Source organism: Rodentibacter pneumotropicus DSM 21403, assembly GCF_000379905.1.
GTDB classification, from domain to species: Bacteria; Pseudomonadota; Gammaproteobacteria; order Enterobacterales; family Pasteurellaceae; genus Rodentibacter; species Rodentibacter pneumotropicus.
This window is the reverse complement of the sequence record NZ_KB904041.1, coordinates 182,639-196,427: the sequence shown is the minus strand read 5'-3', so window position 1 is coordinate 196,427 and position 13,789 is coordinate 182,639. Positions and strand designations below refer to the sequence as shown.

Annotated in this window: 12 protein-coding genes; all 12 read left to right on the top strand. The window is 40.1% G+C overall.

Going from position 1 to position 13,789, the window contains the following annotated elements:
• The 12 genes from A3GE_RS0102450 (at window position 1) to A3GE_RS0102395 (ending at window position 13,765) form a co-directional block, all read left to right on the top strand.
• Window positions 1-792, top strand: coding sequence for an endonuclease/exonuclease/phosphatase family protein (locus tag A3GE_RS0102450; RefSeq protein ID WP_018355695.1), 792 nt, complete (start codon window positions 1-3; stop codon window positions 790-792).
• A gap of 10 nt (window positions 793-802) precedes the next feature.
• Entirely contained in the window at window positions 803-2,467 is a 1,665-nt protein-coding gene (locus A3GE_RS0102445; RefSeq protein ID WP_018355694.1) for a PTS transporter subunit IIBC, read from the top strand.
• A 377-nt stretch (window positions 2,468-2,844) separates the two neighbouring features.
• Entirely contained in the window at window positions 2,845-3,510 is a 666-nt protein-coding gene (locus tag A3GE_RS0102440) for a curli polymerization inhibitor CsgI-related protein (RefSeq protein WP_018355693.1), read from the top strand.
• A gap of 65 nt (window positions 3,511-3,575) precedes the next feature.
• On the top strand, window positions 3,576-5,729 hold the full coding sequence (gene yccS / locus A3GE_RS0102435) for a YccS family putative transporter (protein WP_018355692.1): 2,154 nt from the start codon (window positions 3,576-3,578) through the stop codon (window positions 5,727-5,729).
• 108 nt (window positions 5,730-5,837) lie between these two features.
• Window positions 5,838-6,416 carry an electron transport complex subunit RsxA gene (gene rsxA, locus A3GE_RS0102430; protein WP_018355691.1) on the top strand — a complete coding sequence of 193 codons (579 nt, stop codon included), beginning with the start codon at window positions 5,838-5,840 and terminating at the stop codon, window positions 6,414-6,416.
• A 98-nt stretch (window positions 6,417-6,514) separates the two neighbouring features.
• Entirely contained in the window at window positions 6,515-7,096 is a 582-nt protein-coding gene (rsxB, locus tag A3GE_RS0102425; RefSeq protein WP_018355690.1) for an electron transport complex subunit RsxB, read from the top strand.
• The gene (gene rsxC, locus A3GE_RS0102420) at window positions 7,097-9,289 is read left to right on the top strand and encodes an electron transport complex subunit RsxC (RefSeq protein ID WP_018355689.1); all 2,193 of its coding nucleotides are present in this window, start codon (window positions 7,097-7,099) and stop codon (window positions 9,287-9,289) included.
• Between the two features lie 3 nt (window positions 9,290-9,292).
• A complete protein-coding gene (gene rsxD, locus A3GE_RS0102415) occupies window positions 9,293-10,369 on the top strand; it encodes an electron transport complex subunit RsxD (protein WP_018355688.1) in 1,077 nt (358 codons plus the stop codon).
• Entirely contained in the window at window positions 10,369-10,986 is a 618-nt protein-coding gene (rsxG, locus tag A3GE_RS0102410) for an electron transport complex subunit RsxG (RefSeq protein WP_018355687.1), read from the top strand. The genes rsxD and rsxG overlap by 1 nt, the downstream gene beginning before the upstream one ends.
• A gap of 10 nt (window positions 10,987-10,996) precedes the next feature.
• A complete protein-coding gene (locus A3GE_RS0102405) occupies window positions 10,997-11,710 on the top strand; it encodes an electron transport complex subunit E (protein ID WP_018355686.1) in 714 nt (237 codons plus the stop codon).
• A gap of 1 nt (window position 11,711) precedes the next feature.
• The gene (gene nth / locus A3GE_RS0102400) at window positions 11,712-12,347 is read left to right on the top strand and encodes an endonuclease III (protein WP_018355685.1); all 636 of its coding nucleotides are present in this window, start codon (window positions 11,712-11,714) and stop codon (window positions 12,345-12,347) included.
• A 44-nt stretch (window positions 12,348-12,391) separates the two neighbouring features.
• Window positions 12,392-13,765: a sodium-dependent transporter gene (locus A3GE_RS0102395; protein ID WP_018355684.1), complete on the top strand. Its 1,374-nt coding sequence runs from the start codon at window positions 12,392-12,394 to the stop codon at window positions 13,763-13,765.
• The last annotated feature ends 24 nt before the right edge of the window (window positions 13,766-13,789 follow it).

The window sequence follows — 13,789 nt, the reverse complement described above, 5'->3', positions numbered from 1 at the left end:
ATGAAGCTACTTACCCTAAACGTACACGCTTGGTTAGAAGATAACCAAGCAGAAAAAATCGCAATTCTTGCTCAAACGATAGTGGAAAAGGGTTACGACATTATTGCGTTACAGGAAGTAAATCAACTCATGACAGCTCCGACAATCGCTCAATCCTTAAAACAGGATAATTATGGCGTAATCTTATTACGCCAAATTAACCGGCAAGTTGAGCAAAAATATTCGTTATTTTGGAGCAATTCACATATTGGCTATGATAAATATGATGAAGGTATCGCGTTTTTAACCCGCTTACCTGTTTATGAAGTCGATCCTTTTTACTGTAGCCAACATCAGCGCCTTGATTCCATTCTTTCACGTAAAATATTGGGTTTAACCGTAGAATATCAGAATCAGCTTATCGATTGTTATTCCTGCCATATTAATTTGCCCGATTGCGAAGGCGAAGATCAACTCGACAATATTCGGAATATCGTTAAACGTAACCGAAGTGGAAATTTAAAAATCTTAATGGGTGATTTTAATACCGATGCAATCAGTAATCCGCAAGCCTATCAGCAAATCAAATCATTAGGTTTGCTTGATAGCTACGAACTTGCCGAGCAAAGAGACTCAGGTATTACGGTGGAAAAAGCCATTGACGGTTGGCGTGGTCATAGCGAAGAAAAGCGTTTGGATTATATTTTTTTAAATCAAGCAAAAAGGGTGTTATCCAGTCAGGTGATTTTTAACGGTAAAAATAAACCTGTGGTTTCCGACCATTTTGGCTTGGAAGTGGATGTCATACTGTAGGAGAAAACAAATGAAAAAATTGCTAAGTTTTGAATTTTGGCAAAAATTTGGCAAGTGCCTTATGGTGGTAATTGCTGTCATGCCGGCTGCCGGATTAATGGTCAGTATCGGTAACTCGTTACCTTTGCTTAGTGACGCCGAATGGGTCGTTCGCATTGGTAACATTATTGCCCAAATTGGTTGGGGGATCATCGGTAACCTCCATCTCTTATTCGCCTTAGCCATTGGCGGCAGCTGGGCTAATGAACGTGCAGGCGGTGCATTTGCAGCAGGGTTAGCTTTTATTTTGATCAACTTAATTACCGGACATTTTTTCGGTGTAAAAATTGAAATGTTGGCAGATCCAAATGCTCATGTTAGTACATTATTTGCCGGTGAAATTCCTGTGGCGAACTACTTTGTCAATATACTTGGGCAGCCGGCATTAAATATGGGCGTATTCGTGGGGATCATTGCCGGTTTTGTTGGTGCAACAACCTTCAACCGCTACTACAACTTCCGCAAATTACCTGAAGTTCTCACCTTTTTTAACGGTAAACGCTTCGTCCCCTTTGTGGTAATTTATCGCTCCGTATTAGTGGCATTGCTCCTTGCCTTATTCTGGCCTTTAGTACAATCGGGAATCAACCATTTCGGTCAGTGGATTGCCAGTTCACAAAATAGCGCCCCAATTCTTGCCCCATTCATCTACGGTACATTAGAACGTCTTTTATTACCTTTCGGTTTGCACCATATGCTCACTATTCCAATGAACTATACATCATTAGGCGGAACTTATGAGTTCTTAACCGGAGCTCAAAAAGGTGTGCAAGTCTTTGGACAAGATCCGCTGTGGTTAGCCTGGATCTCCGACTTAATTAACTTAAAAGATGCGGGTAATTTAACACAATATAATGAATTGCTTTCAACAGTGACACCGGCTCGTTTCAAAGTTGGACAAATGATTGGTTCAAGCGGTATCTTGATGGGTATCACGCTTGCCATGTATGTCAATGTCGATGCAGATAAGAAAAAACTCTACAAAGGGATTTTCCTCTCTTCTGCCCTTGCGGTTTTCCTAACCGGTGTAACAGAACCGATTGAATATATGTTTATGTTTGCGGCAATGCCACTTTATATTGTATATGCTTTGGTTCAAGGCGCAGCGTTCTCCATGGCGGATATTGTTAATTTACGAATGCATTCCTTCGGTAATATTGAATTTTTAACCCGTACACCAATGGCAATTAAAGCCGGTATTGGTATGGATGTGATCAACTTTATTTGGGTTTCCATTCTCTTTGCAGTAGCAATGTTCTTTATTGCAAACTTCATGATTAAAAAATTCAATCTCGCAACAGCAGGACGGAATGGTAACTATGATGCGAAAAGTGCCGATGAAAGTACATCTAATGAGCCCAAAGTCGCCAATGCCAGCTCTCAAGTAGTACAAATTGTGAATTTACTTGGCGGACGCAATAATATCGCCGATGTGGATGCCTGTATGACACGCCTACGTATTACCGTTCATAACGCTGATTTAGTCGGTGATGAGGCAGGTTGGAAACAAGCAGGTGCAATGGGGATTATTATCAAAGGGACAGGCATTCAAGCCATTTACGGACCTAAAGCCGATGTACTGAAATCCGATATTCAAGATCTGCTTGGTTCCGGTGCTGAAATTCCGAAAGTCTAAGTTATATAAAAGTGCGGTTAATTTGACCGCACTTTTTATTATTCCCGGTATTATGTAGCAGTCACACAAATCTGAATTCGTTTATTTAGTGACAATCCCCTCATCTTTCGTTGATATAACTATCTTGTGCATTTGCTATATAACCTCGCCCATTCCTTAAATTTATCTTTCATGCGGTAAAATCTCCCTATTCATTTTATTCAACAGTGATTAATTATGGGTATGCTTGCACACGAAACCTTACTCACTATTTTGCATCAACTACATAACACTGAAAAACTTTTTCAGTTTTAACCGCACTTTTCTATTTTCATTTTGTGGAAATTATCATAGCATAGGCAACGAATCTTATTTCAATCATAATAAAAGGAGTAATCATGAAATTACGTACAGCTGTCTTCGGTATCGCAACACTATTTGTCAGCACTGCAAGTTTTGCAGGTATGGTTTCCAGCTCATCAAATATTGATTTTTTAGCGATTGATGGTCAAAAAGCAAGTAAATCCCTTCTAAAGAAAAACAATTCATTCAACATAAATGATAGCAATACCCACCAAGTGGTAGTGCGAGTGGGCGAAATCGTTGGTAGCGGTTCAAGCCAATCTCTTTTTGAATCAGATCCAATTATTGTTACATTCCAAGGTTCGGCTGAAGATATTGTGATTTCCTCCCCTACTATTCGCACAAAAACCGAGGCAGAAAAATTCAATAGCACAGCCATTAGCGTAAAAACAGCCTCCGGTCAGGAAATTCCGGCAAAAATAGATACGTTAAAGCAAGAAGGTCTATTTCCGTCCGCAAATATTGTTAGTGATTTAGCGAACTATAACGCTTCAGGCGCAACTGCAGCCGTTCCGGCATTAGCTACGGCGACCGTGCAACCAATGATGGGGATGATTCCTGTGGCAAATGGCAAAGCAACCAAAGGTAAAGTCGTCATTCAAGGCGAAAATATCGCAGAACAGCAATTACAGTATTGGTTCCAACAGGCGGATAAAGAAACCCAAACCCGTTTCTTAAACTGGGCAAAATCCCATAAATAATAACCGCACTTATAACGAAGAGTGAGCTATCCAAGCTCACTTTTCTATTTTGATAAGGATTCAAAATGAATAACTGGTTAAACGCAAAAGTCATCGCAGCCATTCCAATATTTATTAGCGTTAATCTCGCTGCTTTCGGTGTTTGGTTCTTTGATATTTCCAGCCAATCCATACCATTAATTTTAGGGATTATGGCTGGAGGGTTAGTGGACTTAGATAACCGTTTAACCGGTCGTTTAAAAAATATTTTTTACACATTAATTGCTTTTACCATTTCTTCTTTTGTCGTGCAACTTAATATCGGTAAACCGATTCAATACATTGCGTTAATGACCTCGCTTACCTTCATCTTTACAATGATAGGTGCGGTTGGACAACGTTATAGCACCATTGCTTTCGGTTCACTTGTCGTCGCACTCTATACAACCCTCACTTATGATCAAAATTCCACAGGAAGTTGGTTTATTAACCCAACAATGATTTTGTTCGGTACGCTAATTTATAGTGTGGTAACCCTAATTGTTCATCTCTTTTTTCCTAATCGCCCAGTGCAGGAAAGTATTGCCAAAGCCTTTTGTGCATTAGGAGAATATTTAGATGCCAAATCCGTGTTTTTTGATCCCGATGAAATTGATGAAATCGAGAAAAAACACCTCAATTTCGCCCTTAAAAATGCCAACGTCATTAATGCTTTTAACCTTGCCCGAACGGCTCTTTTCTACCGTATTAGAGGGCAACATCGCCATATCCGCACACAAAAAATGGTGCGCTATTATTTTGCCGCTCAAGAAATCCACGAACGTGCCAATTCTACCCATTTTGACTATCAACAAATTTCTGAAAAACTTAAAAATACAGATCTGATTTTTCGTATTCAGCGGCTATTAGAATTACAGGCACAATCCTGTCAAGAAATTAAAGAAAGTTTACGCCATAACCGCCCTTACCATTATAATAAACGGGTAGAAAAAGCGCTCCTAGGCACATTGCAATCTTTCGAGTTATATCGTCAAAAATCGCCCGATGATAAAGATTTGATTATCGACATCCAAGGTTTATTGGATAACTTGCAAAATATCAACTGGCAAATGAATCAATTAGAACAAGAATCAAATATCAATGAACCACTTGCTCAGATCCATACTGTTCAAGTAACAGGATTGAAAAACATTCTTTCCACCATTGTTGGACATTTCACCTTTGAATCCCAATTATTCCGTCACGCTGTACGATTATCTATCATAGTTTTTCTTTGCTGTACCATCGTGGATTTCTTCCAATTCAATTTAGGTTATTGGATCTTACTCACGGCAATTTTTGTTTGTCAGCCTAATTACTCTGCGACGAAGACAAGATTACGCCAACGTATTATCGGCACAATTTTAGGTGTAGTTGTAGGGTTATTATTACCTTATTTAAATCCAACCCTTGAATTAAAACTCGGTCTAATAGTCCTGACTAGTACATTATTTTTCTTCTTTCGCAGTAATAATTACAGTTTTTCAACTTTTTTCATTACCCTACAAGTATTATTAAGCTTTGACGTTATGGGGTTTAGCACGGAATCAGCACTTATTCCCCGTATACTCGACACACTTCTAGGTTCAGCTATCGCTTGGTTTGGCGTCTCTTATTTATGGCCGGATTGGAAATATTTACAACTTGATAAAGTCAGCCGGCTGGCTATTAAAAGTGATGCCCGGTATTTGTTACATATCACCAGCCAGCTACAATTTAGCAAAAGCGATGATCTCAAATATCGTATTGCCCGCCGTAATGCACACGAATACAACGCTGCACTCAGTACGACTATTTCAAATATGAACAGCGAACCGATGAAATATCAAGCACATCTACAAGAAGGCTTTGATTTACTCAAAATCAATTATTCTTTACTGAGCTATATTTCAGCATTGGGTTCATACCGCTATAAAATGCGTGAATTACAGCAAACCACGGGGTTTTTATCAGGCTTCTACCCAACCGCCAAAAAAATTATTTACGCTCTTGAAAACATCGAAAAACTTACTCCGGAAGTTTTCAATAAATTATTTGAGAACATTGAATTCAGTTTGAAAGAGATTCAAGTCTCTGAAAATACGGCATTTATTCTCCCCTATCAGCAATTAAATTTAATTGCTCAGCTATTGCCACAAATTTATGGTTATTTTCATAAAACTCTCAATAATGATTTAAATATGCTGATTGAGAAAAAATAGGATTTTTTGACCGCACTTATTTTGGGGTAATGCCTTACCCCAAATTTCCTATTGTTCTTCCGCCCATAAATAGCGATAATAACGCCCCTATTCAAAAGGCAGGCAGTGATGACACATTATATTTTATTAATTATTGGTACCGCATTAATTAACAACTTCGTATTAGTGAAGTTTCTTGGACTTTGTCCTTTCATGGGCGTATCAAAAAAAATTGAAACCGCAATCGGTATGGGCTTGGCTACTATGTTTGTTTTAACTGTTGCCTCCCTTTCTGCCTATTTGGTCGAATACTATATTTTATTGCCTTTAAATGCCACTTTTTTGCGTACTCTTGTATTTATTCTGGTGATTGCCGTTGTCGTTCAATTTACTGAAATGGCGATCAATAAAACCAGCCCAACTCTTTACCGCCTGCTTGGTATATTTCTACCACTGATCACGACAAACTGTGCCGTTCTTGGTGTAGCATTACTCAATGTCAATCTTGCCCATAACTTAACGGAATCCGTTATTTATGGCTTTGGTGCCTCTCTGGGCTTTTCCTTAGTATTGGTTTTATTTGCCGCATTGCGTGAACGCTTGGTTGCCGCAGATGTCCCCAATACATTTCAGGGTGCCTCCATTGCTTTAATTACAGCCGGTTTAATGTCGCTTGCTTTTATGGGATTTGCCGGACTCATTAAATAACACAAATCGTCAATTATGATCTACTTTTTAATGGCAATTACCCTGTTAGTTTTATTAATTGGGCTCTATCAAAGATTTTCAGGAAAAACAAAGAAATAATGACTATTTTACTCACTGTTATTACTCTACTCGCACTCATTTTTGGTGCGATTTTAGGGTTTGCGTCCTTAAAACTCAAAGTGGAAGCCGATCCCATTGTAGAAAAAATCGATGCCATATTGCCACAAAGTCAATGTGGTCAATGCGGTTATCCCGGCTGTAAACCCTATGCGGAAGCCATTTGTAACGGTGATGAGATCACAAAATGTGTTCCGGGTGGACGAGAAACCGTTGTGAAAATTTCTGAAATTCTAGGCGTTGATATACCGTCTGTCGATGGTATGGAAGAACCTGTCGAAATGGTCGCATTTATTGATGAAAATATGTGTATCGGTTGCACAAAATGTATTCAGGCCTGTCCGGTAGATGCCATTATCGGAACAAATAAAGTCATGCATACGATTATTCCTGATCTTTGCACCGGCTGTGAACTTTGTGTAGCACCTTGCCCGACAGACTGCATTTCAATGATTCCGGTTAAAAAAAATATTGAGAGTTGGGATTGGAAATTTGATGCGAAATTAGTCATTCCAGTGGTGAATGTAAACGGTAGCGAAAAAAAATTGGTTGTGGGGAAATAAATGGCGGACATATTATCTCGTTTTAATTCCGATAAACTATGGGATTTCAAAGGAGGAATTCATCCTCCGGAAATGAAAGATCAATCTAACCATCAACCAATCAAAACTCTTCCGCTAAGCGAGGATTTTTATATTCCGCTCAAACAGCACTCAGGTTTGGCGGGTGAGGTTTTAGTAAAAGTTGGCGATTATGTTTTAAAAGGGCAACCTTTAACACAAGGAGATGGTTTACGCGTACTGCCTGTTCATGCGCCAACATCCGGTACAATTAAAAATATTGCACCTTATGTCGCAGCTCATCCTTCAGGGCTTGATGAAATGACTATTCATTTGCAAGCGGATGGGTTGGATCAAAGCATTGCACAGCACCCTATTGAGGATTTTCTTAGTCTTACAGCCGAACAACTTATCGAAAAAATTTATCTTGCCGGTATTGCAGGTTTGGGAGGTGCAGTCTTCCCTACCGCCGCTAAAATTCAGTCTGCAGATAAAAAAGTCAAATTACTAATTATTAATGGTGCGGAGTGTGAACCTTACATCACTTGTGATGACCGTCTGATGCGTGAACGTGCCGATGAAATTATTGAAGGTGTGCGTATTTTACGCTATATCCTACGCCCTGAAAAAGTGGTGATCGCCATTGAAGATAACAAACCTAAAGCTATTGAAGCGATCAACGCCGCACTACATGGGGCAAATGATATTGATGTACGTGTAATCCCAACCAAATACCCTTCCGGAGCGGCGAAACAGCTGATTTATTTACTCACCGGAATGGAAGTGCCGAGCGGTGCCCGCTCCTCCAGCATTGGCGTTTTGATGCATAACGTGGGAACGGCTTTTGCCATAAAAAGAGCGGTTATAAATGACGAGCCTTTAATCGAACGCATAGTCACATTAACCGGCGATAAAATTCAAGAAAAAGGCAATTACCTGATACGCCTCGGCACGCCAATTTACCATGCCTTAACCTATACAGGTTATCAATTTGATGAACGCTTTCCTGTATTTGCCGGCGGTCCAATGATGGGATTGGAACTCCCGAATTTAAATGCACCGATAACCAAAATCGTCAACTGCTTACTTGCACCGGATCATTTTGAATATACCGAACCTGAACCGGAGCAAGCCTGTATTCGTTGCTCAAGCTGTTCGGATGCCTGTCCGGTGAATTTAATGCCACAGCAACTCTACTGGTTCGCCCGCAGTGAGGATCACAAAAAATCGGAAGAATATGCTTTAAAAGATTGTATTGAATGTGGCATATGTGCTTATGTTTGTCCAAGCCATATCCCACTTATTCAATATTTCCGCCAAGAAAAAGCAAAAATTTGGCAAATAAAAGAGAAACAGAAGAAATCGGATGAAGCAAAAATTCGCTTTGAAGCGAAACAAGCCCGTATGGAACGCGAAGAACAGGAACGTAAAGCCCGTTCTCAACGCGCTGCGGAAGCTCGCCGTGAGGAATTAGCTAAAACAAAAGGTGAAGATCCGGTAAAAGCAGCATTAGCGCGTCTCAAGGCAAAGAAAATCGGCACAGAAGAAACCAATCAACAGAAAACATTAACAACAGAAAAAGGTGAAGTTTTACCGGACAATAGCGATATGATGGCGTTGCGTAAAGCACGTCGCTTGGCTCGCCAACAAAATGAGGTGAAAACAGAAAATCTTGAAAATCGTATAGAAGAAGCACCGACAGCAGAACCTCAAAAGTCTGCCGTAGCTGCCGCGATTGCTCGAGCAAAAGCTAAAAGGCTTGCTCAAGTCAAAGATGCGGTAACCACCGAAAGCGAAAGCACAGTGGAAAAAACAAAGGAAAATCCGACCGCACTTGATCCGAAAAAAGCGGCGGTAGCTGCAGCGATTGCTCGGGCAAAAGCTAAAAAGCTTGCTCAAGTCAAAGATACGGCAACCACCGAAAGCGAAAATGCAGTAGGAAAAACAGAGGAAAATCCGACCGCACTTGATCCGAAAAAAGCGGCGGTGGCTTCGGCTATCGCTCGGGCAAAAGCCAAAAAGCTTGCTCAAGTTACAGATACGGTAACCACCGAAAGCGAAAATGCAGTAGGAAAAACAGAGGAAAATCCGACCGCACTTGATCCGAAAAAAGCGGCGGTGGCTGCGGCTATCGCTCGGGCAAAAGCAAAGAAATTAGCACAAACTCAACAACAATCAGGCAACTCTCAGGAATAAATGATGTTTAAAATGGTCAGTTCTCCTCACACACATTCGGGGAAATTAACAGCACGTATTATGCTTTGGGTTATCTTAGCCATGATACCGGCTTTGTTTACACAAATTTATTATTTTGGTTTCGGTGTACTGATTCAGTCCGCATTGGCAATCATCGTTGCATTACTTGCTGAATTTTTAGCAATGAAATTACGTGGTAAAAAACCATTATCTGCGCTTTCTGATTTTAGCGTGGTATTAACTGCCTTAATTTTAGCCACGGCAATTCCACCCTATGCGCCTTATTGGATCATTATTATCGGTACACTTTGTGCCGTATTGCTAGGTAAACATGTTTATGGCGGTCTAGGGCAAAATTTATTTAATCCGGCAATGATTGGCTATGTCGTATTGCTCATTTCTTTCCCATTACAAATGACAACATGGCTTCCTCCAATTCATTTATTGCAAGAACCGCCCACATTCTCTGATGCTATCACACTAATTTTTTCCGGTTTAACCACCGATGGATTTACCCTGTCACAACTTACTCACAGTATTGACGGTATTGCACAAGCTACACCATTAGATAGTGCAAAAATCTTTTATTCAGGTCACAAAGAATTAACAGATTTCTATGAGCTCGTTAAAATGCCAATTTTTATGGGTAACGGTACAGATTTCGCACAGGGTTGGTGGCAAGTGAATGTTGCATTTCTACTGGGTGGACTATTTTTAATTGTAAAACGGACTATTCACTGGCATATTCCCATAGCCATGCTCCTGACGTTTTTCTGTTTAGCAACCGTCACTGCACTTGCCGGCGGAACACATTTAAGTGTGATAAGCCAAATGGTGAGTGGTGCGATGATGTTCGGTGCATTTTTCATTGCTACCGACCCTGTCACTGCTTCAATCACGCCACGTGGAAAAATTGTTTTTGGAGTATTGGTCGGGCTTTTTGTCTATCTCATTCGATATCATGGCAATTTCCCTGATGGCGTGGCATTTGCTATTTTATTAAGTAACATTTGCGTCCCACTCATCGATCATTACACACGTCCTCGTGTTGCTGGTTATGGCATAAAAGGAAGAAAATAATGGGCATTTTTAAAATCACCTCACGCTATGCGGTTATTTTAGGATTAGTCGCCTTAATCTGCACCGCTATTTCCTCGGGTATCTTTTTCCTCACAAAAGAGAAAATTGACGAAACTATGGCGGCACAACAACGTGAACGCCTATTAGAAGTAATCCCCCATGACTATTTTGATAATAATCTTGTGGAAAGTGCGATCGTTCCAAAGAATGAAAATTTAAAGGGAATTCAAAAAATTTATTTCGCTAAAAAAGGACAAAAAATTTCCGCTTATGCCTATGAAACCACCGCACCGGATGGCTATTCCGGCGATATCCGATTACTTGTGGGCTTAACGCCGGAAGGTGAAGTACTCGGTGTGCGTGTTATTGAACACCATGAAACACCGGGATTGGGCGATAAAATAGAATTACGTATTTCCAATTGGATTTTAAGTTTCAACCATAAATTAATTAATGAAACAAACCTAAATGATTGGGCAGTAAAAAAAGACGGCGGGAAATTTGATCAATTTTCCGGTGCAACCATTACGCCTCGTGCCATCGTTAATCAAGTAAAACGCTCTGCTTTAGTGATGCTTAACAATCAAGCAACACTACAACAACTCGCTATCCAATAAGGAGTGTGATATGACAAATTTAACCGAAAAAACGACCGCACTTCTTGAAGATGCACCTTCTCAACAGGAGGTTAAAACGCAAATAAAACCATCCGAGTGGAAACCCATTTTCACTCAAGGTATTTGGAAAAATAACCCTGCTATTGTTCAACTACTCGGTCTTTGCCCCTTGTTGGCTGTTTCCAGTACCGCCACAAATGCGCTCGGTTTAGGACTTGCTACGATGTTGGTTTTAACTTGTACCAACACGGTCATTTCTTTATTTCGGAAACAAATTCCCCATGAAATTCGTATTCCAATTTATGTGATGATTATCGCAACGACAGTAACCGTTGTGCAATTATTGATGAATGCTTACACCTATGCGCTTTATCAATCCTTAGGGATTTTTATCCCTCTCATTGTGACAAACTGTATTGTCATTGGTCGTGCGGAAGCCTTTGCCTCAAAAAACAACCTCTTACATTCTATATGGGATGGTTTTTCTATGGGATGTGGTATGGCATTGAGTCTTGTTGTGCTTGGCGCTATCCGTGAGATTCTCGGACAGGGTACGATTTTTGAAGGGATTGAAAATCTTTTTGGTGAACAAGCAAAATTTCTCACCTTCCATATTTACCAAACGGATAGCAGCTTTTTACTCTTCATCCTGCCTCCGGGTGCGTTTATTGGATTGGGATTACTCCTTGCACTAAAAAACAGAATTGATAATCGGAAAAAATAACATGAATAAAAAGAAAAGAGTTGAAATATTGACCCGATTGCGGGATCAAAATCCCCACCCTACCACCGAATTACAGTATAATTCGCCTTTTGAATTATTAATCGCCGTGATTTTATCGGCACAAGCCACGGATAAAGGGGTAAATAAAGCGACAGAAAAACTTTTTCCTGTTGCCAATACGCCGCAAGCGATTTTGGATTTAGGCTTAGATGGTCTAAAAAGCTATATCAAAACCATCGGACTCTATAATAGTAAGGCTGAAAATATCATCAAAACCTGCCGCGATCTCATCGAAAAACACAACGGTGAAGTACCTGAAAATCGTGAAGCCTTAGAAGCCCTTGCCGGTGTTGGGCGGAAAACGGCTAACGTAGTGCTAAATACCGCCTTTGGTCATCCCACTATTGCTGTCGATACCCATATATTTCGGGTATGCAATCGCACTAATTTTGCCCCCGGTAAAGATGTTGTAAAAGTGGAAGAAAAACTCTTAAAAGTAGTGCCTGATGAATTTAAAGTGGATGTGCACCATTGGCTCATTTTACATGGTCGCTATACTTGTGTGGCAAGAAAGCCCCGCTGCGGTTCCTGCATTATCGAAGATCTCTGCGAATATAAAGAAAAAACCGAATATTAAAAATAATTAAATTTTTGACCGCACTTTTATTAATAGGAAAAACAATGACAACGAATAAACAACAACGTCAAACTTGGTCGAGCCGATTAACTTATGTGATGACGGTTGCCGGTGCAACCGTGGGTTTCGGGGCAACTTGGCGATTCCCCTATCTGGTGGGTGAAAATGGCGGCGGTGCTTATGTACTGCTTTTTTGTCTTGCCATGATGGTAATCGGCATTCCCATGATTTTAGTAGAAAATGTGATTGGTCGCCGTTTACGTGTCAATTCGATTGATGCTTTTGGCGATAAAATTCTTGATAAAGGCAAACATATTTCAAAATATTGGAAGATCATCGGTTATACGGGATTGCTCGGTGCATTTGGTATTATGGCTTATTATATGGTGCTGGGTGGCTGGGTTATTTCCTATATCGTAAGTTTAATCAGCGGCACGCTTGATATTTCAACGCCGATTACAAAGGATGTCGCCAAAAACTTCTACGATCTTCATATCGGCAATAGCCCTTATGAAATCATGTTCTACACCTTTCTCTTTGTCGTGGTGAATTATATTATTTTGGCAAAAGGCATTATTGGCGGCATTGAGCGTTCAGTTAAATATTTAATGCCACTGCTCTTTATTTTCCTCATCGGTATGGTGATCCGTAATATCACCTTGCCGGGCGCAATGGAAGGAATTACCTTCTATTTAAAACCGGATTTCAGCAAAATCACGCCCCAACTTTTCATTTTTGTATTAGGGCAAGTGTTTTTCGCCTTAAGCCTTGGCTTTGGGGTTCTAATCACCCTTTCAAGCTATCTTAATAAAGAAGAAAATCTTATTCAAACAGCGGTGATTACCGGTTTTACCAATACTATCATTGCTGTACTTGCCGGCTTTATGATTTTCCCTTCTTTATTTACTTTCGGCATCGAACCGAATGCAGGTCCAACATTAGTTTTCCAAAGTTTGCCCATCGTATTTTCCCATTTATGGGCAGGCAAGTTCTTTGCAATTGTTTTCTTTAGTTTATTATTAATTGCCGCTCTCACCACATCTATTACTATTTATGAAGTCCTCATCACGGCATTGCAAGAAAAACTTCGTATGCGTCGTGGAAAAGCGATTGCTTTCGTTTTAGGGGGGATCTTCTTACTCGGTAATATTCCGGCCATTTTAGGGGATAATCTTTGGAAAAACTTCACCATTTTCGGTAAAAGTATTTTTGATTTTTATGATTATGCAAGCGGCAATATTTTATTTATGCTCACCGCATTAGGTTGTGCAATTTTCGTGGGTTTTATCCTAAAAGATGAAGCGAAAAAAGAACTCTCTCCGACACCGGATTCGACTTTCACCAAAATTTGGTTTAATTATGTAAAATTTGTTGTGCCTGTGATTATTATCGTTATTTTCATCAGTAACTTATTTTAATCTATAAAAAACCGAGCCCATGCT

Excerpts from the sequence above, each read along its gene's own strand:
- yccS (WP_018355692.1), top strand. The coding sequence starts at position 3,576 with ATGAATAACTGGTTAAACGCAAAAGTCATCGCAGCCATTCCAATATTT.
- A3GE_RS0102395 (WP_018355684.1), top strand. The coding sequence starts at position 12,392 with ATGACAACGAATAAACAACAACGTCAAACTTGGTCGAGCCGATTAACT.
- rsxG (WP_018355687.1), top strand. The coding sequence starts at position 10,369 with ATGGGCATTTTTAAAATCACCTCACGCTATGCGGTTATTTTAGGATTA.
- rsxA (WP_018355691.1), top strand. The coding sequence starts at position 5,838 with ATGACACATTATATTTTATTAATTATTGGTACCGCATTAATTAACAAC.
- A3GE_RS0102405 (WP_018355686.1), top strand. The coding sequence starts at position 10,997 with ATGACAAATTTAACCGAAAAAACGACCGCACTTCTTGAAGATGCACCT.
- A3GE_RS0102445 (WP_018355694.1), top strand. The coding sequence starts at position 803 with ATGAAAAAATTGCTAAGTTTTGAATTTTGGCAAAAATTTGGCAAGTGC.
- A3GE_RS0102450 (WP_018355695.1), top strand. The coding sequence starts at position 1 with ATGAAGCTACTTACCCTAAACGTACACGCTTGGTTAGAAGATAACCAA.
- A3GE_RS0102440 (WP_018355693.1), top strand. The coding sequence starts at position 2,845 with ATGAAATTACGTACAGCTGTCTTCGGTATCGCAACACTATTTGTCAGC.
- nth (WP_018355685.1), top strand. The coding sequence starts at position 11,712 with ATGAATAAAAAGAAAAGAGTTGAAATATTGACCCGATTGCGGGATCAA.
- rsxD (WP_018355688.1), top strand. The coding sequence starts at position 9,293 with ATGTTTAAAATGGTCAGTTCTCCTCACACACATTCGGGGAAATTAACA.
- rsxC (WP_018355689.1), top strand. The coding sequence starts at position 7,097 with ATGGCGGACATATTATCTCGTTTTAATTCCGATAAACTATGGGATTTC.
- rsxB (WP_018355690.1), top strand. The coding sequence starts at position 6,515 with ATGACTATTTTACTCACTGTTATTACTCTACTCGCACTCATTTTTGGT.